Genomic DNA, 26,595 nt, shown 5'->3' on the forward strand with positions numbered 1-26,595 from the left:
TCTCAGTGCCTGCGAGCGGTACTACTTACTGGCCTTGAGCAGGTACTTTTGTCGCAGTTGGGTGTAGCGCCCGTCGTTGCGCACCTTCTGCAAAGCAGCATTGAGTCGTTTGGCCACCTCGGGGTCGACCGCGAGGTTCAGGCCATACCAATAGCTCAAACTCTCATCCAGCACCAAGGCAGGAACCAGTTGTGCGGGGTCCATACCGGCATTTTTGGCGTTGTAGGCCGCAGCCCAGTCCAGAGACACCAGCAGGTCAAAGCGCTTGGCGATGAACTTGCGCATGTTCTGCTCGTCATTAACCCCCAGTTCGAGCCCGGAAGCAGCGCCATCAAGTGGCATAGGCACAAAACCCTGCTTGATGAGATTTTTGGTCGCAGCGGACTCCAGCGTGGTGCCAATGCGATAGGCCCGGGCGTCCTCCAACGATTTAAGCTGGATATCTTGGCGATCTGACCACTTGTAAAGAGAAATACGCCGCGACCCGATCGGTCCTACCCACCGAAACAGCGACTCGCGCTCCGGCGTGCGCACCAGCGAGTACAACACCGTATCCCCCGGTTTGGTAGCGCGGTCGTAAGCCCGCACCCAGGGCAGTAGCTGTTTTTGCAGGGTAATTCCGGCCTCAGCTGCCATCAGGTCCAGCAGCTCGCTGGCAAACCCAGTGATCTTGCCGTCGTTCTCGTAATTCAGCGGCGGCAATGACTCTGTCAAAGCTTGCAATACGGGCGGCTGGGATTGTGCAAAAGCCCACGGCCCACCTGCCAACAAGGCCACAACCAGCACAACACCATTGAATAAAAACATTTGCAAACTATAATGCTGGATTATTTCGGCAAGAGCGACAGCAGCACCTCCGGGCTAGGCCACACGTTGACACCAAGTCACAACCGGCCACCTCACCGCAAGGACTGCACCCCAAATGATCGCCCTCCCATCTTGCCATAGGGGTATTCCTGCCCCGTCTTGCCACCTACTTCGCCCATTGCGTGATGTAGCTGGTGCCTGATCTGTTTGCCTGTTTTTTTGTTGACCTGAGGTTTTTGCATGCCCGCTTCAAAATCTGCCAAGCCTGTCCAGGCTGCCAGCAAGTCCGCCCCGAAGACCGATAAGAAAGCCTCCCCCGTGCCCGCAACCAAATCCAAAGCCGCCCAGTTAAAAGAGGCCGCCGACGCGCTATTGGCCGCCGCAGAAACTCCAGCCAAGAAGAAAGCTGGCCGTCCGCCCAAAGCTGCAGCCGCTGAATCCAGCGCCCCGGCCAAGGCAGCCACCGGCGCCAAGCGTGGCCGCAAGCCCAAGGCCGCGGCAGAGTCCAGCGGTGATGACATGGACATGTCGGACATCGAAGCTGACCTGGTCGGAGAACCCGAAGCGGCAGCTACGCCGGGCGAGAAGGTCAAACCGCTGCGCATGAAGATCAGCAAGGCGAAAGAACGCGCCTTGATGAAAGAATTCGGTCTGGACGAAACCGTGCTGTCCGAAGAAGACATGGCCAAGCGCCGTGCCCGCCTCAAGGCCCTGATCACCTTGGGCAAGACCCGCGGCTACCTGACCCACGGCGAAATTTCCGACCACTTGCCCGACAAGTTGGTGGATGCAGAAACCCTCGAAGTCGTGATCTCCATGTTGAACGACATGGGCGTGGCGGTATACGAGCAGACCCCTGACGCAGAAACCCTGCTGCTGAACAACAACGTGTCTACCGCCGCTACGGTGGAAGAAGCCGAAGAAGAGGCCGAAGCCGCGTTGTCCACGGTGGACAGTGAATTCGGCCGCACCACCGACCCCGTGCGCATGTACATGCGCGAAATGGGCACGGTCGAGCTGCTGACGCGCGAAGGTGAAATTGAAATCGCCAAGCGTATCGAAGGCGGCTTGATGGCCATGATGGAAGCGATCTCCGCGTCCCCTGCCACGATTGCCGAGATTCTGCGCCTGGGCGAAGACATCCGCGAAGGCAAAGTCGTCATCACCACCATCGTGGACGGCTTCTCCAATCCCAACGAGGCCGACGACTATGTGGCCGAAGAAGACTTTGACGAGTTCGACGAAGCCGACGATGACGACGGCAAAGGCGGCTCCAAGGCGCTGACCAAGAAGCTCGAAGAACTGAAGAAGCAGGCGCTGGAACGCTTCGACAAGATGCGCGAACTCTTCGAGAAGGTGCACAAGGTCTACGACAAGGAAGGCTACGGTACGCCTGCCTACGTGAAGGCGCAAAAAGCCCTGAGCGAAGAGCTGATGACCATCCGCTTCACCGCCAAGGCGATTGAGAAGCTGTGCGACATGGTGCGCGGTCAGGTTGACGATGTGCGCAAGAAGGAGCGCGAGCTGCGCCGCATCATTGTGGACAAGTGCGGCTACCCGCAAGAAAACTTCATTGCTGATTTCAGTGGCCGTGACAAGGCAGGCAACAAGGTTGCCTCTAACCTGCTCAACCTCAAGTGGATCGAGAAGCAGGCCGCATCTGGCAAGCCCTGGGCAGCCGTCATGGGACGCAACATTCCGCCGGTGCAGGACCTGCAGCAAAAGTTGATGGACCTGCAATCCCAGGTCGTAGTGCCCCTGGATCAGCTGAAAGACATCAACAAACGCATGAACGAAGGCGAGTACTCCTCGCGTGCAGCCAAGAAAGAAATGATCGAGGCCAACTTGCGTTTGGTGATCTCGATTGCCAAGAAGTACACCAACCGCGGCCTGCAGTTCCTTGACTTGATCCAGGAAGGCAACATCGGTTTGATGAAGGCCGTGGACAAGTTTGAATACCGCCGCGGCTACAAGTTCTCGACCTACGCCACCTGGTGGATTCGCCAGGCCATCACCCGCTCCATCGCGGACCAGGCGCGCACCATCCGTATCCCGGTGCACATGATCGAAACCATCAACAAGATGAACCGCATCAGCCGCCAGCACTTGCAGGAATTCGGCTTTGAGCCTGATGCATCGGTGTTGGCCGAGCGCATGGAGATTCCTGAGGACAAGATCCGCAAGATCATGAAGATCGCCAAAGAGCCGATCTCGATGGAAACACCGATCGGGGACGATGATGACAGCCACCTGGGCGATTTCATCGAAGACAGCGCCAACACCGCGCCTATGGAAGCCGCGATGCAGGCTGGCCTGCGCGATGTGGTCAAGGACATTCTGGACAGCCTGACCCCACGCGAAGCCAAGGTGCTGCGCATGCGTTTCGGTATCGAGATGACCTCCGACCACACCCTGGAAGAAGTGGGCAAGCAGTTCGACGTGACCCGCGAACGCATCCGCCAGATCGAAGCCAAGGCGCTGCGCAAGCTCAAGCACCCCAGCCGCTCGGACAAGCTGCGCAGCTTCACCGATACGCTGTAATGTGACCCCCACGCTCCGCCGCTGCGCGGGTCGCTGCCCCCCCCCCCCAAGGGGACTAATTTCCCTTGGGGCGGCCCTACGGGAAATTTCCGACAGAATAGCGCCCCAGCCCACATGGAATGTGTGCGGGGCGCTATTTTTTTGATAGTAATTTTCAGCCCCAGATTTTTCCGGACATGGCAAACGATCAACCTTACCGACTCGCTGGCGTCATGGGCTGGCCCGTCGCGCACTCGCGCTCGCCTCTCCTGCACAACCACTGGATTGCCGAGCATGGCCTGCGCGGCGCCTATGTGCTGTTGCCAGTGCAGCCCGAAAAAATCGAACAAGCTTTGCGCGCCCTGCCCGTTCTGGGTTTTGCTGGCTGCAACCTGACCATCCCGCATAAGGTGGTGGCCATGTCCATCGTGGACCATCTAGAGCCGCTGGCGCAGCGCATCGGCGCAGCCAACACCATCGTGGTCGGGCCCGACGGATCGCTGACAGGCCGCAACACGGACGCGTATGGCTTCATCCAGAGCCTGCGGGATGCCCAGCCCGCCTGGCGCGCCGATGCCGGGCCGGCCTGTGTGGTGGGGGCTGGCGGCGCGGCACGTGCCGTGATCGCCGGTTTGCTGGGCGAAGGCGCGACCGAAATTCGCCTGAGCAACCGCAGCGATGCCAAGGCGGTGGACATGGCACAGGAGTTTGGCCCGCTGGTGCACGCAGTGCCTTGGGCAGAACGCCATGGGATGCTGGATGGAGCGGCATTGTTGGTGAACACCACCAACCAGGGAATGCACGGCCAACCCGCGTTGGACCTGCGACTGGACGCTTTGCCCACCACCGCATTGGTGTCGGATATCGTCTACGTGCCCCTGGAAACACCTTTGCTGCTAGCGGCAAAAGCCCGCGGAAACACCACCGTCAACGGCTTGGGCATGCTGCTCCACCAGGCGCGCCCTGCATTTGAAGCCTGGTTTGGTCCCCTGCCAGCCATCTCCCCAGTGCTGATGGACAAGGTGCTGGCTAGCTTTTAGTGCCTAGCGGGGCGACTTGGCAGCGCGTTCCGCGACAAAACCGAAGGCAAACTGCAGCACCTCCTCAAGCGAGAGCTCGATGGCATGGCGCTCCTGCTCAGTCAGATAGAACATCATGTCCACATCGTGGCGTACGTAACGCGCGGGCAAGCGATTCAGCGCCACACAAGCCACATCGGCCAGCATGTCATTGGTGAAATCGGGGTGTGCCGGGGCACGGCGCACCACTTCCTCGAACACCAGGCGCTCATAGTAGTTGTGGACTTGTTCAAAATTGAAATTCATGGCGGTCTCCGCAAGATGCTCGCCCCAACGGGGTTCTCAAAGAACGTTAGCACCTCCCCTGCGCACTGACAAGAGCCATCAGAACTGCCCCGGCGTCGCCCGCCAAGGGGGAATTTAGGGGATGTTGCCCGAAAACCATGCCCCAACAGCTATGAAACTTGTAGCAGCAGAAAATCTGCGCTATAGTTTCTGTTCATTTCAGCGGTTGCAGCCCCATGGGCGCAATCTGTTACGGTACAGACAAAGGGCAAGGTAATGAGCGCAAAAGAAACAATCGCAGTCGGTCAACTGTTGGGATTGCTGGAATCCCGCTATGCGATTCGTGTGTTGTGGGCCTTGCGCGACGGGCATGCCCAGACCTTCCGTCTGCTGCAAGACAGCGTGGGCGGCATTACCCCCAACACCCTGAACACCCGGATTAAGGAACTGCGCGAAGCCGGCTTGCTGACGCACGGCAGCGATGGTTATGTGGTGACTGCTGCCGGCGCCGACTTGCTCAAGCGCTTGGGCGACCTGCAGGCATTCGCCGTGAAATGGTCCACCAGCTTGGCGAAAAAGGCCAAATAAGCGTGGCCGGCGCATGCCGGCAACCGACACCCTGCAGACAGGCTTGGCCTGTCTTTTTTTCGTCTGCGGCATAATTTAGGGCTTTTCTGCGCTCCGGTGCACGCCCTATGTGCGCGAGCAGCTACTCTTTTTATAGCAACAAGGAACTCCCCATGCAAACCACCGCCACCGGCCTGCAATATGAAGACACCACCGAAGGCTCCGGCGCTGTGGCCACCAAAGGCCAAAGCGTGACCGTGCACTACACCGGCTGGCTTTACAACAACGGCACCCAAGGCGCCAAGTTCGACTCCAGCAAAGACCGCAATGACCCGTTTGTGTTCAGCCTGGGCGCCGGCATGGTGATCCGCGGTTGGGACGAGGGCGTGGCCGGCATGAAAGTGGGCGGTGCACGCACCCTGATCATCCCTGCAGCCTTGGGCTATGGCGCTCGTGGTGCAGGCGGCGTGATCCCTCCCAATGCCACCTTGAAATTTGACGTGGAATTGCTGGGCGTTTCGGGCTAAAACCTCTTGAAACTGCGCCCTGGGGCTCCATCTGGGGCGCAAACCCGTCTAACTTCGATCCAAACGCATGTCTGATACCTCCTCCACACCTACCCCCACCCCCGCGGCCGCCAACTACCAAAGCACCGAGGAAATGGTCGCAGCACAAGCCGCCAACGAGACAGACGCACTGGCACTGGCCCAAGCAGAGCTTGCTACCCTGCAGGCCAAGAGCAGCGAGCTGGCGGACCAGTTTCTGCGTGCAAAAGCCGAGGCTGAAAATGCCCGCCGCCGCGCCGAGGACGAGATCTCCAAGGCCCGCAAGTTCGCGGTCGAGTCGTTTGCCGAAAGCCTGCTGCCGGTGGCAGACAGCCTGGAAGCCGGCCTAGTGATCAAAGACGCCACCCCCGAACAGATTCGCGAAGGTGCCCAGGCCACCCTGCGCCAGCTGGTGGCAGCGTTGGAGCGCAACAAGGTGATTGCCATTGCCCCGGCTGCAGGCACCAAGTTTGACCCGCACCAGCACCAGGCCATCAGCGTGGTACCGGCGGAGCAGGAAGCCAATACCGTGGTCAGCGTGCTGCAAAAAGGCTATTCGATTGCCGATCGCGTGTTGCGCCCCGCTTTGGTGACGGTTGCCGCCGCCAAATAAAGCAAGCGCTTTAAAAAATACCACTTTGCGTGTTGTGGGCTCTTGAAAGCCTGAAAGTACCCCACACCTTATCCACATCTGAATTTTTAAGTTAGCAGGAGTAAATCATGGGAAGAATCATCGGCATTGACTTGGGTACCACCAACAGCTGCGTCGCCATCATGGAAGGCAACACCGCCAAAGTGATCGAGAACGCAGAAGGTGCGCGCACCACGCCCTCCATCATTGCGTACCAGGAAGACGGCGAAGTGTTGGTTGGCGCCAGCGCCAAACGCCAGTCGGTGACCAACCCCAAGAACACCCTGTATGCAGTGAAGCGCCTGATTGGCCGCAAGTTCACCGAAAAAGAAGTGCAAAAGGACATCGACCTGATGCCTTACACCATTGCCGCTGCCGACAACGGCGATGCATGGGTTGAAGTGCGTGGCAACCGCATGGCGCCCCAGCAGGTCAGCGCCGACATTCTTCGCAAGATGAAGAAGACGGCCGAAGACTACCTGGGTGAAGAAGTAACAGAAGCGGTGATCACCGTACCCGCCTACTTCAATGACGCCCAGCGCCAAGCCACCAAGGATGCTGGCCGTATTGCCGGACTGGACGTCAAGCGCATCATCAACGAGCCCACCGCCGCAGCGCTGGCTTTTGGCCTGGACAAGAACGAAAAGGGCGACCGCAAGATCGCCGTCTACGACTTGGGCGGCGGTACGTTTGACGTGTCCATCATCGAAATCGCTGACGTTGACGGTGAAAAGCAATTCGAAGTGTTGTCTACCAACGGCGACACCTTCTTGGGCGGTGAAGATTTTGACCAGCGCGTGATCGACTTCATCATCTCCGAGTTCAAGAAAGAGCAAGGCGTTGACCTGTCCAAGGACGTGCTGGCCCTGCAACGCCTGAAGGAAGCCGCTGAAAAGGCCAAGATCGAGCTGTCCAGCAGCTCGCAAACCGACATCAATCTGCCCTATATCACCGCAGATGCGTCCGGCCCCAAACACTTGAACATCAAGCTGACCCGCGCCAAGCTGGAAGCTCTGGTGGAAGAGCTGATCGAACGCACCATTGCGCCCATCCGCACCGCCCTGAAGGATGCTGGCGTGTCGGCCTCCGAAGTGCACGACGTGATCCTGGTCGGCGGCATGACCCGCATGCCCAAGGTGCAGGAAAAGGTCAAGGAACTGTTCGGCAAAGAGCCTCGCAAGGACGTGAACCCCGACGAAGCCGTGGCCGTGGGCGCTGCGATTCAAGGCCAGGTCTTGTCGGGTGACCGCAAGGACGTGTTGCTGTTGGACGTGACGCCTTTGTCCCTGGGTATCGAAACCCTGGGCGGTGTCATGACCAAGATGATCACCAAGAACACCACCATTCCGACCAAGTTCGCGCAGACCTTCTCGACTGCCGAAGACAACCAGCCTGCGGTGACCATCAAGGTGTTCCAGGGTGAGCGCGAAATCGCAGCCGTGAACAAGATGCTGGGCGAGTTCAACCTCGAAGGCATTCCACCCGCAGCGCGTGGCACACCGCAGATTGAAGTGTCCTTCGACATCGACGCCAACGGCATCCTGCACGTGGGCGCCAAGGACAAGGGCACCGGCAAGGAAAACAAGATCACCATCAAGGCCAACTCCGGTTTGTCGGAAGCCGAGATCCAGCAGATGGTGAAAGACGCCGAGCTGAACGCCGCCGACGACAAGAAGAAGCTGGAACTGGTGCAGGCCAAGAACGAAGCCGAAGCCAACGCCCACAGCGTCAAGAAGAGCTTGACCGAGTACGGCGACAAGCTGGACGCTGGCGAGAAGGAAAAGATCGAAGCGGCCATCAAGGACGTGGAAGACAGCCTGAAGTCTGACGACAAGGACGCCATCAAGGCCAAGAGCGAAGCGCTGATGGCTGCCAGCCAGAAGCTGGGCGAAAAGATGTACGCCGACATGCAGGCCAAACAAGCCGCTGAAGGTGGCGAGCAGCCTACTGCCGATCAAGGCGCACAGGCCTCCAAGCCTGCTGACGACGACAACGTGGTGGACGCGGAAGTCAAGGAAGTCAAAAAAGGCTGATTGCGCTGACACGCGCAGCTGAAAGACGCCGCGTTGAACGCCAGCTGGGGTTCAACGCGGCTTTTCTGTTGTAAACGGGCACAGAGACACACATGGCCAAACGAGACTATTACGAGATCCTGGGCCTTGCCAAAGGCGCATCCGAGGACGAGATCAAAAAGGCCTATCGCAAGCTGGCGATGAAGCACCACCCTGACCGCAACCAGGGTGATGCGGCCAAGGCGGCCGAAGAAAAGTTCAAAGAGGCCAAAGAGGCCTACGAGATGCTGTCGGACGCACAAAAGCGCGCAGCCTACGACCAGTACGGCCACGCGGGCGTAGACCCCAACCGGGGTGGTGGTGGCGGTGAAGGCTATGGCGGTTTTGCCGAAGCCTTTGGCGACATTTTTGGCGATATGTTTGGCCAGCAGCGCGGTGGCGCCCGCGGGGGCCGCCAGGTCTACCGCGGCAGCGACCTGAGCTACGCGATGGAAGTGACGCTGGAAGAGGCGGCACGCGGCAAGGATGCGCAAATCCGCATTCCGACTTGGGACAGCTGCGACACCTGCAAAGGCAGCGGCGCCAAGCCCGGCACCCAGGTCAAAACCTGTGGTACCTGCAATGGTGCTGGCACCGTGCAAATGCGCCAGGGCTTCTTCAGCGTGCAGCAAACCTGCCCTACCTGCCGCGGCAATGGCAAGGTCATTCCCGAGCCCTGCACTGCCTGCAGCGGCCAAGGCAAGATCAAGCGCCAGAAGACGCTGGAAGTCAAAATCCCTGCCGGCATCGACGGTGGCATGCGCATCCGCAGCGCGGGCAATGGCGAACCAGGCACCAACGGTGGCCCACCCGGTGACCTGTACATCGAGATCCGCCTCAAGAAACACGACATCTTTGAGCGCGATGGCGACGACCTGCATTGCTCGGTGCCTATCAGCATCGTTACCGCATCCTTGGGTGGCGAAATCGACGTACCCACGCTGGCGGGTAAAGCGGCCATCGATATCCCTGAAGGCACACAAACCGGCAAGCAGTTCCGCCTGCGCGGCAAAGGCATCAAGGGCGTGCGCTCCAGCTACCCTGGCGATCTGTACTGCCACATCTCGGTGGAAACTCCGGTCAAGCTCACCGAGCACCAGCGCAAGCTGCTCAAGGAGCTGGATGAGTCCTTCAAGAAAGGCGGCAGCAAACACTCGCCGTCAGGAGACAGCTGGACCGATCGCCTGAAGAGCTTCTTTAGCTGATCCAGGTCAAGCAAGGCGGGACTTCCCTGCCCCGCTAGCGAGCCGCCCGGTCTATAAACGACCCGGCGGCTTTTTTTCTGGAGGACTCCATGGGCGTTTCCATCACATTTCTCGGTGCGGCAGGCACGGTAACCGGCTCCAAATATCTGGTACGGCATGGCGCCCAGTCCCTGCTGGTGGACTGCGGCTTGTTCCAAGGCTACAAACAGCTTCGCCTGCGCAACTGGACGCCATTGCCCATCGCTCCCGATCAGGTGGATGCCGTGTTGTTGACGCATGCTCACCTGGACCACAGCGGTTACCTGCCTTTGCTGGTGAAAGAAGGTTATCGAGGTCCGATCTACGCCTCGTCAGGAACACGCGATTTGTGCAAAGTCCTGTTACCCGACAGTGGACACATCCAGGAAGAAGACGCCGCTTTTGCCAACCGGCACGGTTTTTCCAAACACAGCCCCGCGCTGCCGCTGTACACCCGCCAGGATGCACTGGACTGTCTGCCGCTGATCAAGACTGCGCAACAGGGAAGCACGTTTCAGCCGCTGCCCCAATGGCGTGCGACCTTCCAACCGGCAGGCCATATCCTGGGTGCTTCCAGCATTCTGCTGGAGGTAGCTGGGCGGCGCATTCTATTTTCAGGCGACCTGGGGCGGCCGGATGACTCACTGATGAATCCACCCGCCGCGGCACCGCAGGCCGACACCATCTTGATTGAATCGACCTATGGAGACCGCACACATCCCCAGGAAAACCTGCTGGCCGAACTGGGCCCCGCATTGCAGCGCTTAGCCAAGCGCGGTGGTGTGGCTGTGGTGCCGGTATTCGCCGTAGGGCGCGCACAAGCCCTGTTACAGGCCATTGCCCAGCTCAAAGCCAACGGCACCCTGCCCCACGGGCTGCCCGATTTTTTTGGACAGCCCCATGGCAGTGCACACCACCCACCTGTTTGAGCAACACCCAGGGGAACACCGCCTGGGCAAGCAGAGAGGTGCATGCCATGACCCATGCCGCCACCATGGTGAACAGCACCGACGAATCCAAAGCCCTGGCCGCCCGCCATGGGCCCATGGTGATTCTCTCGGCCAGCGGCATGGCCACCGGTGGGCGTGTGCTGCACCACCTGGCCCACCATGCGGGCAACCACCGCAACATGGTCATCCTCACGGGCTACCAGTCGCCCGGCACGCGTGGGGCCACGCTGGCCAGCGGCGCGCGCAGTGTGCGTATCCACGGTCGCGACGTGGAGGTGCACGCCGAGATCGTGCAGTTGGAGTCCGCCTCTGCCCATGCTGACGCCACCCAACTGCTGGACTGGCTGCGCAGCAGCCAGAGTCAACCCGACCAGGTGTATGTGGTGCATGGTGACTTGGAAGCAGCCGACACCTTGCGGGTGCGTATAGAGCGCGAACTGCACTGGCGTGCCATGGTGCCCGAACACGGCTCCACCTGGCCCTGCTGAACAGCACACAACACCTTGCCGCGAGGCACAATTGCACGATGTCTTCACCCCGCTTACCTGACTGCCGCCTTTTACAAATTTGTGGATCTGCCAGACTACGCCGAGCGCAAGCCGGCACTGCTGGCCTTCTGTGAATCCCGCCAGGTCAAGGGCCTGATTTTGCTTGCTCGCGAAGGAATCAACAGCACCATTGCCGGTGCACCGGACGATGTCTATGCCGTGTTGGCCTATCTGCGTGCGGACCCACTACTGGCAGACTTGCAGCACAAAGAGTCGTTTGCCGACAAGGCACCGTTTTACCGCATGAAGGTGCGGCTTAAAAAAGAAATCGTCACCATGCAGGTGGACGGCATTAGCCCCACACATATGGCCGGCACTTACGTCAAACCGGAAGACTGGAATGCGCTGATCTCCGACCCCGAGGTGGTGGTGGTGGACACCCGCAACGACTACGAGGTCGGAATCGGCACCTTCTCTGGCGCCATCAACCCCCACATCAAAACCTTTGCCGAACTGCCTCAATGGGTGCAGCATTCGGAACAGTTGCAGGCCCACGCCGGTAAAAAACCCAAGGTCGCCATGTTCTGCACTGGCGGCATTCGTTGCGAGAAGTCCACTGCCTATATGCGGGCGCAAGGCTTTGATGAGGTTTATCACCTTGAGGGGGGAATCCTCAAGTACCTGGAAAACATCGCTCCAGAAAACAGCTTGTGGCAAGGCGAGTGTTTTGTCTTCGACGAGCGGGTGTCTGTGGGCCACGGTCTGGTGCCCGGCCATCATGGTCTGTGCCGCGCCTGCCGCCAACCGCTGGAAGAGGGAGCCACTGATTCGCCACTTTATGAGGCCGGAGTGAGCTGTCCGCGTTGCCATGCCACAACCAGTGAAGTCCAGAAAAACAGTGCCCGCGAACGTCAGCGCCAGTGGGAGCTGGCCAAAGCACGCCAACAAATCCACATTGGCGCGGTGTTGAGCAACAAGGACAATTCCTCCAGATAAGCCATGCCAGTGCTCTACTCGTTCAGGCGCTGCCCCTACGCCATGCGGGCCCGCATGGCTCTGGCAGTGAGCCAGCAAATCTGCGAACTGCGTGAGGTGGTGCTGGCGCAGAAACCTGCAGCCTTGTTGCAGGCATCCCCCAAGGGGACGGTACCCGTGCTGGTGCACGACGATGGCACGGTACTGGAGCAAAGCCTGGAGATCATGCTGTGGGCTTTAAGGCGCCGTGACCCCGACACATGGCTACCCAACGGTGCGGACGCCTGGGCTGACACAGATGCGCTGATTGCACACAACGACGGCCCCTTCAAGCGCCAACTAGACCGATACAAATACCCAGCACGCCATGGTCTGGAGAGCGGCCTCGCAGACCGTGATGCCGCTGCCTTCTGGCTGCAGACCCTGGACACCAGGCTGGCCAGCCAAGCCTACTTGGCGGGCAGCCGATGGGGATTGGCCGATGCTGCCCTGGCTCCATTCATCCGGCAATTTGCCCATACGGACCTTGTGTGGTTTGCGGCCCAATCCTGGCCGATGTTGCGGACTTGGCTAGAGCACTTTGAGGTTTCAAACACCTTTCTGCGTTGCATGGAGAAGTACCCGGCCTGGCAACCAAGCGAGCCGGGAGTCCGCTTCCCGTTAGTCTGATCGGGCTATTTACAACTCGTTACCAGAAATCGGCCCGGTACTTCGTAAATCTGCTGCCTTGGAGTGCCCAAGACCTAGGGTTCAGGCACGGTCCATGCGATCATTCCGCATCACAAATACAGTCGTATGGACGAATGGTTCGCCAGCCACCGGGGGCGCGTCACCATTCAGCGGTACATGAGCGCATTTCAGCCCTTTTCATCCAGCACCAGCACTCCAGAGTCGCGCGCACAAGCGCTGCGTCTGGTGCGTGCCATGATGGGAAAAACGCTGGGCTACTTTGAAGACCGCGAGGACAGCCAGCTCAAACAGATCCGCGCCCATCTGCTGGACCTGGCAGACAGCAAGCTGCCGCTGCTGCAATCCCAAAACCTGCGCACGGCGGCCGTATTGCTGGACCGTCAGGCTGAAAAATTCAAACGCCTGTACCGAGATGCGCTCCAGCAAGGCCTGCAGGAGGAAGTGCAGACAGTCTGGCCCGAAATGGAAAAACTGGGCGCCAAACCGGCGCCAAGCTCCGACCATGCGCTGGATGGCATGACGCTCAGCCTGATCGATGTGGACGAGGTGCACCGCATCCTGTTGCTGGACCGGGTGGCCCAGCAGTTCAACAATCGCTACGAAAGCAGCCTCACTCCGCTCACACAAAAGCTGGGCGCACTGTTTGGCAATGAGTCTCCCGCCCTGTCGTCCAACCCGTTTCGCCCGGGCGTGCTGTTGGGTGCATTCATGCGAACCTGGGACAAGGGCGAGTTTGAACCCCAAGCCACAGAGCACCTGCTGCAGGCCTTGGAACCCGGACACACGGTCGACTTGGCGCCGCTGTATACGGACTTGAGCGCAACCCTGACCCAGGCTGGTATCCAGGCCCAAACGGTGCACCGGATTCGCAAATCGGTGTCATCCGCCTACGCCCCGCTGAGTGCGGCGGCCCCCCTGGGGGATATGGCCCAGAGCAGCCAAGCACCCTCGCAATCGGCACACGCACCACTTGCGCAACACGCAGCACTAGCTGCAGGTGGCGCAGAACCAGCGCGCAGTGCATGGAGTGCGCTGGCGCCAGCGGGCCAACACATCGCCACCCAAGTCAAAGCATTTTTGCAACGTTTGGGGGTGGGTGCCACTACTGGCAGCGTCGGCAGTACAGCGCCTGGCGGCTCAAGTAACGGCTATGCAAGTTCCGCCACAGCGGGCGGTGGTGCAACTCGGCTCTACGATGGCGACACCGAGGGCCCTGAACAGGGATACGCCAATACCCTGGAGCCGCCAGGTCACATGGTGCCTCCAGACCCGGTGCTGCTCAATTACCTGGAGCAAATGCAGGCTGATGCGGGGCCGAATGCCTCTCGCTTCCAGTTTCTGCAACCGCAGGAAAGCCCGCACGGTCACCACAATGTGTTGCGCCAGATTCGCGAGCAAGAGGCCATCCGCCAGGCCCCCGAGTTGGATCGGGGCACGGTGGATGCGCTGGCTGAGGTGTTTGACTACGTATTCGCCGACCAGGCCATTCCCATGCAAATGAAGGTGGTGATCGGCCGCTTGCAGATTCCCGTGTTGCGCGCAGCCATGATGGACCGCGATTTCTTCTTGAGCAGTGAGCACCCCGCACGCAAGCTGGTGGACACACTGGCTTCGTCATCTGTGGCGTGGACCCCGGAAAAAGGCGAACAGGACCCGTTGTACCAACGCATCGAACACACGGTGCAGCGCGTACTGCACGAATTTGAAGACGACCTGGCACTGTTCAGCTTGTTGTTGGCTGAGTTCACCGAATTCCTGTTCGAAAGCGAGCAACAGGCACAACAGCACATTGAACCGGTTGCCAATCAGGAGCGCGACCAGGAGGCGCTGAATGCCGCCCTGGCCCATGCCGATGAAATTGTGCACGCCCGTATCAGTGCCCTGCCCGACAACCTGCCGCTGGTACCTTTCCTCAAGCCTTTCCTCACCACCCAATGGCGCCAAGTCATCGCTGCTGCATGGATGCTGGAAGACAGCGAACCTGGCCGTTGGAATGCTGCGTTGCAGACCATGGATCAGCTGATCTGGAGTACCCAACCCAAGACCACGGCAGAAGAGCGCAAGGCATTGGTCGGTGTGTTGCCAGAGTTGGTACGCACCTTGAACATCGAACTGGACGCGATCGAGTGGCATGGCGACCCGCGTGCTACGTTTACACGCCGTCTGATCGGCACCCACATGCTCGCCATTCGCATGAAGGCGCCGCCCCCTATCGACACGCAAAGTGCTGCGCTGGAGGAAAGCGCAGGGGACGCGGCCATGGAGGCGCTGGACCAGCGCCGCGCCACCCAGCTCACGGTACACGACCTCGGAGCGATGGACGATTTCGACGCCAGCGCCCAGTTGCTCACGCGTGGCGTATGGTTTGAAGTCGCGGAACCTGAACTGCCCCCGCACCGCTGCCGCCTCAGTTGGGTCAGTCCCATGCGCACACGTTTTCTGTTCACCAACCGGGAAGGCTTCGACGCATTTGTCCGCTCGGAGCGCGAAGTCGCCGCCATGTTGCGCGCCGGGCACCTGCAGATGCTGGAGCAGGCACCGATTGTGGAACGTGCATTGAACCGGCTGATGGCGGACAACGAATCCGAGCTGCGTCTGCAGGCCTGAGGGCTGCCACTCGTGAAGTTGCGATCATAAAAATATAGCGCCTCGCGCAGCAAGCGCGGGCGCCACCGGCCAAAAACCTTTGAAATCTACGCGTAGTTGCGGGCCAGAAGGGCTGCCTTCGCGGCCGCGTATTCGCGTTTGAGCTGGGCTACGTACTCGCCCGCAGGCTGCACTTTGGTGATGGAACCAATACCCTGGCCGCAGCCCCAGATGTCTTTCCAGGCCTTGGCAGAAGCGCCGCCAAAGTTCATCTTGCTGGGATCGCTCTCGGGCAAGTTGGCCGGGTCCAGACCCGCCGCGCGGATGCTGGGCGCCAGGTAGTTGCCATGCACGCCGGTGAACAGGTTGCTGTAGACAATCTCGTCCGAATCGTTGGCCACGATGGCGTCTTTGTATTCCTGCGCAGCACGCGCTTCTTCGGTAGCGATGAAGGCCGAGCCGATGTAGGCAAAGTCAGCCCCCATGGCCTGGGCCGCCAGCACCGCAGCGCCGGTAGAAATCGAGCCGCTGAGCGCCACTGGCCCGTCAAACCACTGGCGAATTTCCTGGATCAGTGCAAACGGGCTCTTTACGCCCGCATGGCCACCCGCACCGGCCGCCACGGCGATCAGGCCATCGGCGCCCTTCTCAATCGCCTTGCGGGCGTGCTTGTTGTTGATGATGTCGTGCAGCACCACGCCGCCGTAGCTGTGCGCAGCCGCGTTGATGTCTTCGCGCGCACCCAGGCTGGTGATGATGATGGGCACCTTGTACTTCACGCACAGGGCCATGTCGTGCTCTAGCCGGTCGTTGCTCTTGTGCACGATCTGGTTGATGGCAAAGGGGGCGGCCGGCTTGTCGGGGTGCGCCGCGTTGTACGCAGCCAGGGTCTCGGTGATTTCTTTCAACCACTCTTCCAGCAGCTCGGCCGGGCGCGCATTGAGCGCGGGCATGGAGCCCACCACGCCGGAAATGCACTGCGCAATCACCAGCTTGGGGTTGCTGATGATGAACAGGGGCGAGCCGATGACGGGGAACGGCAAACGATCCAGCGAGGCGGGTAGCTTGGACATAGGTCTCCTCGGGTCAGGTTTTTATAAGAAATCAGGCGCTAGCCCGCGTGCTTGTTGCGCGAGCAGCTAGCAATTCAATAGCAATCCGTTGTCGCTCAAAACGCGTCCAACGGCAACGCGGTCACGCTGTCTGCGCCGTCCACAATGCTGTCGCGCAGACCACCGGCCTTGCTCAGAATGTGGTCGGCATAAAAGCGCGCGGTAGTGATCTTGGACTGCATGAAGGGCACATCGGTACCAGCAGCCGCTTGCTTCTCTGCCACCAGCAGCGCGCGCGCCAACTGCCAGCCCGCCATCAGGTTGCCGGCCAACATCAGGTAGGGCACGCTGCCGGCGAACACGGTGTTGGGGCTGGCCTTGGTATTGCCTGCCACAAACTCCACTACGTCGATAAACGCCAGGCGCGCGGCCTTCAGGCGCTTGGCCACGGCCAGCGCATGCGCGGAGCCGCTGGCGGCCAATTCGGCTTCGGTCGTCTCGATTTGCCCTGCAATGCCCTTGGCCGTTTGACCACCATCGCGCGAAGTCTTGCGGCCCACGAGGTCATTGGCCTGGATGGCAGTCGTGCCTTCGTAGATGGTCAGGATCTTGGCATCGCGGTAGTACTGGGCGGCACCGGTTTCTTCGATAAAACCCATGCCACCATGCACCTGCACGCCCAAGGACGTGACTTCCAGGCTCATCTCGGTGCTGTAGCCCTTGATCAGCGGCACCATGAATTCGTAGAAAGCCTGGTTTTGGTTGCGGGTGTCGGCATCGGGGTGGTGGTGGGCCGCGTCATAGGCGCTGGCGCCCACGCTGGCCAGAGCCCGGCAGCCTTCGGTGTAAGCGCGCATGGTCATCAACATGCGTTTCACATCAGGGTGGTGGATGATGGGTGCGCTGGCGGCAATGGAACCATCCACCGGGCGGCTTTGCACACGGTCCTTGGAGAACTGCACGGCCTTTTGGTACGCACGCTCGGCAATCGCAATGCCCTGCACGCCGACGCCGTAGCGTGCGGCGTTCATCATGATGAACATGTATTCCAGGCCACGGTTTTCCTGGCCCACCAGGTAACCAATGGCGCCACCATGGTCGCCATACTGCAGCACCGCAGTGGGGCTGGCCTTGATGCCCATCTTGTGTTCGATGGAGACGCAGTGCACGTCATTGCGCGCACCCAGGCTGCCATCTTTGTTCACCATGAATTTGGGCACCACAAACAGGCTGATACCCTTCACGCCCTCAGGCGCGCCGGTCACGCGGGCCAGCACCAGATGGACGATGTTCTCGGCCATGTCGTGTTCACCCCAGGTGATAAAAATCTTGGTGCCAAACACCTTGTAGCTGCCGTCAGCCTGCGGCTCGGCACGGCTGCGCACCGCGGCCAAGTCCGAACCCGCCTGGGGCTCGGTCAGGTTCATGGTGCCGGTCCATTTGCCGCTCACCAGGTTTTCCAGGTAGGTGGCCTTGAGTTCGTCAGAGCCCGCCGTCAGCAGCGCCTCAATGGCGCCGTCGCTCAGCAACGGGCACAGCGCAAAGCTCATGTTGGCGCTGTTCACCATTTCGCCACAGGCGGCACCAATGGTTTTGGGCAGGCCCTGGCCGCCAAAGTCGGTGGGGTGCTGCAAGCCTTGCCAGCCGCCATCAGTAAATTGCTTGAAGGCTTCCTTGAAACCCGGGGTGGCAGTCACCACACCGTCTTTCCAGCTCGATGGGTTCTTGTCGCCTTCCCAGTTCAGCGGGGCCAGCACGCCTTCGGTGAACTTGGCGGACTCTTCCAGCACGGCCTGGGCGGTGTCGAGGCCCGCATCTTCAAAGCCAGGGAGCTGGGCGATCTGTTCGATGTTGGCCAGGTGCTCGATGTTGAACAGCATGTCCTTGACGGGGGCGACGTAGCTCATGGGAGTCTCCAAAAATTCTTGTTACAGGCGGGGTACACAGGTATTCAGGCCAAAAAAAAGGGCATCGCGCGCGATGCCCTTTTTCACACTGGCATCAGAGAGCCGCAATCAGCTCGGGCACGGCCACGAACAGATCGGCTTCCAGGCCAAAGTCGGCCACGCTGAAGATCGGTGCTTCGGGGTCTTTGTTGATCGCCACGATGACTTTGGAGTCCTTCATGCCGGCCAAGTGCTGGATGGCACCGCTGATACCGCAGGCCACATACAGCTGGGGCGCCACGATCTTGCCGGTCTGGCCCACTTGCCAGTCGTTGGGCGCGTAGCCCGCGTCCACCGCAGCACGAGAAGCGCCCAAGGCCGCACCCAGTTTGTCGGCCAGAGGTGTCATCACTTCGGTGAACTTTTCACTGGAACCCAGCGCACGGCCACCGGACACGATGATCTTGGCTGCGGTCAGCTCGGGGCGGTCGTTCTTGGCGATCTCGGAGCCCACAAAGGTGACGTTGGCGTTGGTCGCAGCAGCGGCCACAGTCTCGACAGCCGCAGAGCCACCGGTCGCGGCAGCAGGATCAAAGCCGGTCGTGCGCACGGTCAACACCTTCACCGCATCGGTCGCTTGCACTGTGGCAATGGCGTTACCCGCGTAGATGGGACGCTCAAACGTGTCGGCGCTGATCACCTTGGTGATGTCAGACACCTGACCCACATCCAGCTTGGCAGCCACGCGGGGAGCGATGTTTTTGCCCGACGCAGTAGCGGGGAAAACGATGTGGCTGTAGGCGGCAGCAATGGCCAACACCTGGGCAGCCACGTTTTCAGCCAAGCCGTGCTCGAAGGAGGCACTGTCTGCGTGGATGACCTTGGACACACCGGCGATTTGCGCAGCGGCAGCGGCTGCGGCTGCGGCATTGTGGCCAGCCACCAGTACATGCACATCACCACCGGCTTGTGCCGCGGCGGTCACGGTGTTCAGGGTCGCGCCCTTGATGGAGGCGTTGTCGTGTTCGGCGATTACGAGTGCGGTCATGGTCAGATTACCTTTGCAACGTTCTTCAGTTTGTCCACCAGGGTGGCGACATCGGGCACCTTGATACCGGCGCTGCGTTTGGCAGGCTCGGCCACGCTCAAAGTCTTGATGCGAGGCGCCACATTCACGCCCAGATCTTCAGGCTTGAAGGTATCGAGCTGCTTCTTCTTGGCCTTCATGATGTTGGGCAAGGTGACGTAGCGGGGCTCGTTCAGGCGCAGGTCGGTGGTGATGATGGCGGGCAATGTCACCGCCAGGGTTTCCAGGCCGCCGTCCACTTCGCGTGTCACGTTGGCTTTGCCGTCGGCCACTTCGACCTTGGAGGCAAACGTCGCCTGTGGCAAATCAGCCAAGGCTGCCAACATCTGGCCGGTCTGGTTGCAATCGTCATCAATGGCTTGTTTGCCCAGGATCACGAGGCCGGGCTGTTCTTTGTCCACCAGCGCCTTGAGCAGCTTGGCGACGGCCAAGGGTTGCAGCTCTTCCGTGGTTTCCACCAAGATGCCGCGGTCGGCACCAATGGCCATGGCAGTGCGCAGCGTTTCCTGGCATTGGGCGACACCACAGGACACGGCGATCACCTCGGTGACCACGCCCTTTTCCTTCAAACGCACGGCTTCTTCCACCGCGATCTCGTCAAAGGGGTTCATGCTCATCTTGACGTTGGCGATGTCTACACCCGTGCCGTCCGACTTCACTCGGACCTTCACGTTGTAGTCCACCACACGTTTGACGGGTACCAGGACTTTCATTGCTGCCACTCCAGATGGTTAAAAAATACTCAGTTTTAGTTGACGTGCACGTCAATCAGTCGATTCTATGCGGGAAGGCGTTCGGCCCCGGACTATCGCCCGCGCCCCCATCATAAGCAAAAAATAGAACGATCGTGCTTTTTTGCGATTATAGCGGTGCCGGGGCTACCTGCGCGTGCTCGGGTGACTTAACTTAGAGGCAGCGCATTAAAAATGCGGCGCAGTCAGCGCGTGTGCACCACCCGCTGTGGATAGGGGATATCGATGCCATGCGTGCGCAGTGCGCGCAAGATGGCCAAATTGATATCGGAGCGCAGATTGCCTTGCCCGTTCTCCAGGTCATTGATCCAGTAGCTCAGCGTAAACTCCAACCCATCGGCGCCAAAGTTCGCCAAATTTACTGCTGGGGCCGGGTCGTGCAGTACGCGCACCTGACTTAGAGCGGCCTCGCGCAGCAACTTCATGACCTGCTCTACATCACTCTCATAGCCCACCGAAACGCTAATCGTTTGGTTGACACGCGTGTCAGCCAATGACAAATTTTCCACTCGCTGCGTGATTAGCATTTCATTGGGCACTATCGACTCGCGCCCCGTCAGAGAACGTACGACGGTATAACGTGCGTTAATTTCGGTAATGGTGCCTTCGAAGTTCTCTACCCGGACCACATCGCCAATGCGCATGCTGCGCTCCGCCAGAATGACAAAGCCGCTCACGTAGTTGGCCGCCAGCTTTTGCAAACCAAAGCCGATACCCACGCCCACCGCTCCGCCGAGCACCGACAAGGCGGTCAAATCGATGCCTACGGCCGACAGTGCCAGCATGAGCCCCACAAACATCAAGAGTGCCCGCGCAGCATTGCTCACCGCCTTGCGCAGGGACAATTCCCCCCCCTTGGCAGAACGCAGCAAGCGCGACTCGATACCGGCTGAAATCCACAGCGTGATAATCAGCACGGCACCAGCAGTGATCAAGCCCTCCAGCAGCGTCCGCACTGACAAGGTGGTTCCGCCTACCTTCCAGGTGATCAGGTCCAGCTCATTCAATATCACGGGTAACAGGCCACTGACCCACAGCACCATGGCCAGCCAGGCAACCCAAGAGATCGTCTGCTCCAGTGGTTTGACCCAGTGCGACTCAGCAAACGTAGCTTGCAATACCTTGACCCCAACCCGGATCACGACCAGCGACATCAACACAGGAATGGCAATCCGCAGTACCGCCACCGGCACAAAGTTGCTCAGCAACTCCAGCGACAGGTAGCCCAGGCACAACAGCGCCAGCGGGAACAACACGCCATCAATCACGCGCTTGCCAAACCAGATGGAACGCTCTTCGTGCATGCCCAAGGTACGCCGCAGAGCCGCGACCAGCCCCCAAGCCAGCGCCACGCTGAGCGCCAGCACCAGCAGCTCCACCAGCACCGTGGGTTGGGTGAACATGACCAGCCAGGCCTCGAAGTCGTCAATCGGTTTGGGAGCAGGAAGGTGTTTCAGGGAATTCATTGCAAATCTGCCAATACGCGCACATGCGCTTCTACGCTACGGGCCAGCGCATCCAGGTGGTAGCCACCTTCCAGGCAGGAGACGATGCGCCCCTGCGCATGGCGCTGGGCCACCGCCTTGATCTGCGTGGTCATCCACGCATAGTCATTGTCCATCAGTCCCATCTGTGCCAAATCGTCCTCGCGGTGTGCATCAAAACCCGCGCTGATAAAAATCATTTCAGGGCGATAGGCGTCCAGACGCGGCAGCCACAAACGATTGATGAGCTCGCGCACTTCGGCCCCTTTGGTGTAGGCCGGCACTGGGACGTTCAGCAGGTTACTGGCGTGTGAGCATGACCCGCCCTCGGGGTAAAACGGATGCTGGAAAAAGCTCACCATCAGAATGCGCTGGTCGCCGGCCACGATGTTTTCGGTGCCATTGCCATGGTGCACATCAAAGTCCACGATCGCCACGCGCTTGAGACCATGGCGCTCCAGGGCATGGCGCGCGGCCACCACCACATTGTTGATAAAACAGAAACCCATAGCCTTGTCTTTGCAGGCGTGGTGCCCCGGCGGGCGCGTGGCACAAAAGGCATTGGCCAGCTCGCCCGCCATCACGGCATCGGTGGCCGCCACAGCTGCACCGGCTGCCCGCAAGGCGGCATCCCAAGTGTGCACATTGAGGCTGGTGTCGGGATCGATTTGCGCATGGCTGGGGCCACCCGCTGCAACGCCCTCCCGCAGGCTGTCCGTCAAGCCGCGCAGCGCAGCTACGTACATGCGACCATGCGCCAATTCAAGGTCAGTGAGTGAGGCCTGAGGCGCTTCACGTTGGTCTAGCGCATCGGCCACACCAGTGAGCAACAGACGGTCATCAATGGCATCCAGTCTTTGGGGGCATTCGGGGTGGCCCTCGCCCATTTCATGCTTGCGGCAATCGCGGTGCGAAAAGTATCCGGTCTTGTGTACCAATGCGCTCGTCATTCAGGATTTTCGGGTAACGTCGTGCCATGGACGCACAACTCAAACTTAAATCATTGCTGGCTCAGCTTAACACGGTGATTGTGGGGAAACCCGCGCAAATCCAGGACTGCGTGGCCTGCCTGCTGGCCGGTGGCCACCTGCTGATTGACGACGTGCCGGGCGTCGGAAAAACCACCCTGGCCCATGCGCTGGCGCGCAGCTTTGGCCTGCAGTTTTCGCGCGTGCAATTCACCTCGGACCTGATGCCCAGCGACTTGTCGGGGGTGTCGATTTACGAACGCGCCAAAGAGGCGTTTGTGTTCCATCCTGGGCCCATCTTCGCGCAGGTACTGCTGGCCGATGAGATTAACCGCGCCAGCCCCAAGACGCAGAGCGCGCTGCTCGAAGCCATGGAAGAGAAACAAGTCACTGTAGAAGGTGAAACCCGCGCCCTGCCCCAACCTTTTTTTGTGATTGCCACACAAAACCCCTTGGATCAGTTGGGCACCTATGCGCTGCCTGAATCACAGCTGGACCGCTTTTTGATGCGCATCTCGTTGGGCTACCCGGACCGCGCCTCCGAGCGCGCCCTGCTGGCAGGTGCCGACCGGCGCGCCATGGTCGATGAACTGCCCAGCCTGCTGGGCGAAGGCGAACTGGCACAACTGCAAGCCACCGTGCTGGCCGTGCATGCGGCCGGCCCCTTGCTGGACTATGTGCAGGACCTGATTGCCGCCACCCGCTCGGGCCAGTGGTTTTTGCAAGGCCTGTCTCCGCGTGCCGGCATTGCCGTGGTTCGTGCTGCCAAAGCACAGGCGCTGCTCAGTGGGCGTGACTATGTGGCACCCGACGATGTGCAGGCGGTGCTGCCGCAAACCATTGCGCACCGGCTGATCCCCGTGGGCGATTCGGGCCGTGGTGCTGTGGAACAGGTGCAGGCCATGTTGCAAGCCGTCCCCCTGCCCTAGACAATGAATCCCCCCCGAAGCGCCTCCGGCGCCCCCCCCCCAGGGGGGCGCACCCAGTGGCCCGGCGAAGCCGTTTCCACGGGTACCCTGACGTGGAACCCCCTCACCGTGTTGCGGCGCCGGTTTCGTTCATGGTTTGAGTCGCGGCTGCCGTTCAAGGACAGCACCACACTGAACCAGCGCACCGTCTACATCCTGCCCACACGCCCCGGCCTCATGCTGGGCCTCACGCTCTTGGTGCTGCTGGTGGCCAGCATCAACTACCAGCTCAATCTTGGCTACGTGCTGACCTTCCTGCTCACCGGTAGCGCCGTCATTGGCATGCATGTGTGCCATGGCACGCTGCGCGGGCTCACTATGCATCTGATAGCACCTGAAGCGCAATTTGTGGGCGCCAGCGTACCCATTGGCATACAACTGCAGAGCGACAGCAAGCGAGTGCGTTATGGCATTGGCCTGGCGGTGCTGGGCACCGACCACTGGAGCTGGACCGATGTTCCGGCTCAAGGCAGCGCCAAGGTGCAGGTGGCCTTTACGCCCACCCAGCGCGGCCTGCACCCCTTGCCCGCTTTGACGGCCGAGACCCGCTTTCCGCTGGGCACCTTTCGCGTATGGACCGTATGGCGGCCGGCTGCCAAAGTGCTGGTGTACCCGGCGCCCGAGGCGCACCCACCACCCCTGCCGCCCGGTGAACCCCGGGCCGGGGGAGCAGCCAACAGCCACAAACAGAGTACCGGTGAATTCGACGGCGTACGCGCCTACCGCCGTGGTGACCCACTCAAGCTGGTAGTCTGGAAAAAAGTGGCAAAAGCTGACGAACTGGTCAGCCGCGACGCCCAGCAGTCACAGCGCTTTGAGCTGTGGCTGGACCTGGCGCACGCCGGCCAAAGCGTGGGAGCGTCGCGCGAGCACGCACTCTCACGCCTGTGCGCCTGGGTGCTGTTGGCCGAGAAACAAGGCATGCGTTATGGCCTGCGCCTGGGCGGCCAGGACATTGCCCCTGACAGCGGCCCCGCCCACCAGAAGAACTGCCTGCAGGCGCTGGCACTGGCCTGACCCCCCCCTCCCATTGAGCCCCATGCTGCAACGCCTGACCCACCTGCCACGCGAAGCCCGCGACACCCTGTTTCTGCTGGCGGTGATTGCCTGGGTGATCCTGCCGCAGCTCGAGCGTCTGCCGCTATGGTGCAGCGCCATGGCCGGCGTGGTACTTTTATGGCGCGGGTCTATCGCGGTGCGGGGCCAAGCCCTGCCCTCGCGCTGGTGGTTGCTGGGCCTGTTGGCGCTGGCCAGCGCAGCCACTTGGTGGAGCTACAAAACCCTGCTGGGGCGCGACGCAGGCGTCACGCTGATTGTGGTGCTGCTGACCCTCAAGACGCTGGAGATGCGCGCCCGGCGCGATGCCTTTGTGATCTTCTTCCTGGGCTTCTTCACCATGCTCAGCAACTTCTTTTTCTCGCAAAGCCTGCTCACCGCAGCGGCCATGCTGGTGGCGCTGCTGGGCCTGCTCACCGCACTGGTCAATGCCCACATGCCGGTGGGCCGCCCGCCCCTGCTGCAAGCCGCCAAGACGGCGGGCTGGATGGCGCTATTGGGCGCTCCCATCATGGCGGTGCTCTTCATGTTGTTCCCGCGCATTGCACCGCTGTGGGGTCTGCCGGGCGACGCCATGAGCGGACGCAGCGGCCTCTCGGGCCAGATGCAGGTGGGCAGCATTGCCAGCCTCGCCTTGGACGACAGCATTGCCATGCGCATCCGGTTTGACGGCCAGCCCCCGGCGCAAAGTGATCTGTACTTCCGCGGCCCCGTGCTCTCGAGCTTTGATGGCCGCGAGTGGCGTGCGCTGCGCTCGTCGTTCCCGGCACGCTACCAGCTGAACGCTGACGTGCAGGTGCAGGGTCCACCGGTCAACTACCAGGTCACGTTGGCGGCCAACAATCGGCCGTGGCTGATCGTGCTGGACGCCACCCCCACCAAGCCCGAGATCGTGGGTTACACCCCCACCATGGGGCCGGATTTGCAATGGCTGACTGACCAACCCATGAGTGATCTGGTGCGTTACCGCGCCACCAGTTACCCGCAGTTCCGCCACGGCCCCACACGCTTGGCCGTAGGCCTGCAAGACTATGTGGACTTGCCCAGCGGCTTCAATCCACGCACCCTGCAACTGGCGGCCGATATGCGCCGCAGCCCCGAACTGGCCAATGCGCGTACGCCGCAATTGGTAGACGCCGTGATGCAGCGCCTGCGCACTGGCGGCTACACCTACACGCTGGAGCCCGGCGTCTACGGCACCCACTCGGCCGACGAATTCTGGTTTGACCGCAAAGCCGGCTTTTGCGAACACATTGCTTCCAGCTTTGTGCTGCTAATGCGTGCACTGGACGTGCCTGCCCGCGTGGTCACCGGTTACCAAGGCGGACAAGTCAACAGTGTGGACGGCTTCTGGACCGTGCGCCAGAGCGACGCCCACGCATGGGCTGAAGTGTGGGTGGCGGGCCAAGGGTGGGTACGGGTGGACCCGACCTCGGCCGTATCCCCCGGGCGCACCGGCTCGTTTGCTCGCCTACAGCCACCCCAGAACGTTTTCACCCAGGCACTCAATACCGTGAGCCCCGGCTTTGCCATCAACCTGCGCGCCATGTGGGAGGCTGCCAACAACCGCTGGAACCAGTGGGTGCTGAACTACAGCCAGTCCAAACAAATGGATCTGCTGCGCAATCTGGGCTTCAACGCGCCCAGTTGGGAAGACCTCAGCTACGTACTGATCGCCCTCATCGTGCTTGCCAGCAGCGTGGGCGCCTTGTGGACGCTGTGGGAGCGCTACCACCAAGACCCCTGGCTGCGCCTGGTGCAGCAAGCCCAGGTAGCGCTGCGCCAGCGCGGCTGGACGGTGGACGACCGGCAGACCCCACGCCAGTTGGCCACTCTGTTGCAAACCGGAAGAGAAGCAGATGCCAGCGCGGCCCACCAAGACACACTCGCCTGTGCCGCTTGGCTACTGCAGCTGGAGGCGTGGCGTTACGCCCCGGCCGACTCCGGCCGAACGGCACCGGCCCTCGCTACACTGCGCCAACAAGGGCGGCAACTGCGCTGGCCC

At 60.8% G+C, this 26,595-nt stretch carries 22 protein-coding genes and 1 pseudogene; 14 read left to right on the top strand and 9 right to left on the bottom strand.

What is annotated here, in order from left to right; all coding sequences use genetic code 11:
• Nucleotides 1-21: 21 nt before the first annotated feature.
• Both U5O12_RS08965 and U5O12_RS08970 read right to left on the bottom strand, forming a co-directional pair.
• Nucleotides 22-807, bottom strand: coding sequence for a substrate-binding periplasmic protein (locus U5O12_RS08965; RefSeq protein ID WP_322578301.1), 786 nt, complete (start codon nt 805-807; stop codon nt 22-24).
• Between the two features lie 92 nt (nt 808-899).
• Entirely contained in the window at nt 900-1,070 is a 171-nt protein-coding gene (locus U5O12_RS08970; protein WP_322578322.1) for a hypothetical protein, read from the bottom strand.
• Here U5O12_RS08970 and rpoD point away from each other — a divergent pair.
• Entirely contained in the window at nt 1,048-3,348 is a 2,301-nt protein-coding gene (gene rpoD / locus U5O12_RS08975) for an RNA polymerase sigma factor RpoD (protein ID WP_322578302.1), read from the top strand. The genes U5O12_RS08970 and rpoD overlap by 23 nt on opposite strands.
• Before the next feature lie 176 nt (nt 3,349-3,524).
• Nucleotides 3,525-4,367 (top strand): shikimate dehydrogenase, encoded by an 843-nt coding sequence (locus U5O12_RS08980; RefSeq protein WP_322578303.1) that lies wholly within the window; start codon nt 3,525-3,527, stop codon nt 4,365-4,367.
• 3 nt (nt 4,368-4,370) lie between these two features.
• Here U5O12_RS08980 and U5O12_RS08985 read toward each other — a convergent pair whose 3' ends face one another.
• The gene (locus tag U5O12_RS08985; protein WP_322578304.1) at nt 4,371-4,652 is read right to left on the bottom strand and encodes a late competence development ComFB family protein; all 282 of its coding nucleotides are present in this window, start codon (nt 4,650-4,652) and stop codon (nt 4,371-4,373) included.
• A gap of 255 nt (nt 4,653-4,907) precedes the next feature.
• On the opposite strand from U5O12_RS08985, the gene U5O12_RS08990 reads away from it, so the two are divergent.
• The 9 genes and pseudogenes from U5O12_RS08990 (at nt 4,908) to U5O12_RS09030 (ending at nt 15,358) form a co-directional block, all read left to right on the top strand.
• Entirely contained in the window at nt 4,908-5,219 is a 312-nt protein-coding gene (locus U5O12_RS08990) for a winged helix-turn-helix transcriptional regulator (protein ID WP_105260450.1), read from the top strand.
• A 152-nt stretch (nt 5,220-5,371) separates the two neighbouring features.
• The gene (locus U5O12_RS08995) at nt 5,372-5,725 is read left to right on the top strand and encodes an FKBP-type peptidyl-prolyl cis-trans isomerase (protein ID WP_322578305.1); all 354 of its coding nucleotides are present in this window, start codon (nt 5,372-5,374) and stop codon (nt 5,723-5,725) included.
• Between the two features lie 67 nt (nt 5,726-5,792).
• Nucleotides 5,793-6,356 (top strand): nucleotide exchange factor GrpE, encoded by a 564-nt coding sequence (grpE, locus tag U5O12_RS09000; protein ID WP_322578306.1) that lies wholly within the window; start codon nt 5,793-5,795, stop codon nt 6,354-6,356.
• A gap of 107 nt (nt 6,357-6,463) precedes the next feature.
• The gene (gene dnaK, locus U5O12_RS09005; protein ID WP_322578307.1) at nt 6,464-8,407 is read left to right on the top strand and encodes a molecular chaperone DnaK; all 1,944 of its coding nucleotides are present in this window, start codon (nt 6,464-6,466) and stop codon (nt 8,405-8,407) included.
• A 92-nt stretch (nt 8,408-8,499) separates the two neighbouring features.
• On the top strand, nt 8,500-9,630 hold the full coding sequence (gene dnaJ, locus U5O12_RS09010) for a molecular chaperone DnaJ (RefSeq protein WP_322578308.1): 1,131 nt from the start codon (nt 8,500-8,502) through the stop codon (nt 9,628-9,630).
• An 89-nt stretch (nt 9,631-9,719) separates the two neighbouring features.
• Nucleotides 9,720-11,086 (top strand): annotated as a pseudogene (locus U5O12_RS09015) (MBL fold metallo-hydrolase).
• Nucleotides 11,087-11,101: 15 nt separating this feature from the next.
• Entirely contained in the window at nt 11,102-12,082 is a 981-nt protein-coding gene (locus U5O12_RS09020) for a rhodanese-related sulfurtransferase (RefSeq protein WP_322578309.1), read from the top strand.
• A 3-nt stretch (nt 12,083-12,085) separates the two neighbouring features.
• Entirely contained in the window at nt 12,086-12,730 is a 645-nt protein-coding gene (locus U5O12_RS09025) for a glutathione S-transferase (RefSeq protein ID WP_322578310.1), read from the top strand.
• A 126-nt stretch (nt 12,731-12,856) separates the two neighbouring features.
• On the top strand, nt 12,857-15,358 hold the full coding sequence (locus U5O12_RS09030; protein WP_322578311.1) for a DUF1631 family protein: 2,502 nt from the start codon (nt 12,857-12,859) through the stop codon (nt 15,356-15,358).
• 86 nt (nt 15,359-15,444) lie between these two features.
• Here the strand turns inward: U5O12_RS09030 and U5O12_RS09035 are convergent, their stop codons facing one another.
• The 6 genes from U5O12_RS09035 to U5O12_RS09060 all read right to left on the bottom strand — a co-directional run bounded on the left by U5O12_RS09035 (nt 15,445) and on the right by U5O12_RS09060 (nt 22,548).
• The gene (locus tag U5O12_RS09035; RefSeq protein ID WP_322578312.1) at nt 15,445-16,410 is read right to left on the bottom strand and encodes a nitronate monooxygenase family protein; all 966 of its coding nucleotides are present in this window, start codon (nt 16,408-16,410) and stop codon (nt 15,445-15,447) included.
• Between the two features lie 95 nt (nt 16,411-16,505).
• Nucleotides 16,506-18,296 carry an acyl-CoA dehydrogenase gene (locus U5O12_RS09040; RefSeq protein ID WP_322578313.1) on the bottom strand — a complete coding sequence of 597 codons (1,791 nt, stop codon included), beginning with the start codon at nt 18,294-18,296 and terminating at the stop codon, nt 16,506-16,508.
• Between the two features lie 94 nt (nt 18,297-18,390).
• A complete protein-coding gene (locus U5O12_RS09045) occupies nt 18,391-19,323 on the bottom strand; it encodes an electron transfer flavoprotein subunit alpha/FixB family protein (RefSeq protein WP_322578314.1) in 933 nt (310 codons plus the stop codon).
• Nucleotides 19,324-19,325: 2 nt separating this feature from the next.
• Complete coding sequence (locus U5O12_RS09050; RefSeq protein WP_094478348.1) at nt 19,326-20,075, bottom strand: electron transfer flavoprotein subunit beta/FixA family protein; 750 nt, start codon at nt 20,073-20,075, stop codon at nt 19,326-19,328.
• A 224-nt stretch (nt 20,076-20,299) separates the two neighbouring features.
• Nucleotides 20,300-21,580: a mechanosensitive ion channel family protein gene (locus U5O12_RS09055; protein ID WP_322578315.1), complete on the bottom strand. Its 1,281-nt coding sequence runs from the start codon at nt 21,578-21,580 to the stop codon at nt 20,300-20,302.
• A complete protein-coding gene (locus tag U5O12_RS09060) occupies nt 21,577-22,548 on the bottom strand; it encodes a histone deacetylase family protein (protein WP_322578316.1) in 972 nt (323 codons plus the stop codon). Before U5O12_RS09060 ends, U5O12_RS09055 begins: the two co-directional genes overlap by 4 nt.
• A gap of 26 nt (nt 22,549-22,574) precedes the next feature.
• Here U5O12_RS09060 and U5O12_RS09065 point away from each other — a divergent pair, with 26 nt between their 5' ends.
• The 3 genes from U5O12_RS09065 to U5O12_RS09075 all read left to right on the top strand — a co-directional run.
• Complete coding sequence (locus U5O12_RS09065) at nt 22,575-23,495, top strand: MoxR family ATPase (protein ID WP_322578317.1); 921 nt, start codon at nt 22,575-22,577, stop codon at nt 23,493-23,495.
• Nucleotides 23,496-23,498: 3 nt separating this feature from the next.
• A complete protein-coding gene (locus U5O12_RS09070; protein WP_322578318.1) occupies nt 23,499-24,551 on the top strand; it encodes a DUF58 domain-containing protein in 1,053 nt (350 codons plus the stop codon).
• A gap of 22 nt (nt 24,552-24,573) precedes the next feature.
• Nucleotides 24,574-26,595 (top strand): DUF3488 and transglutaminase-like domain-containing protein (locus U5O12_RS09075; RefSeq protein WP_322578319.1); only part of this gene is annotated, 2,022 nt, incomplete at its 3' end.

Origin of the sequence: Rhodoferax sp., assembly GCF_034519335.1 — a bacterium.
Lineage (GTDB): Bacteria > Pseudomonadota > Gammaproteobacteria > Burkholderiales > Burkholderiaceae_C > Allorhodoferax.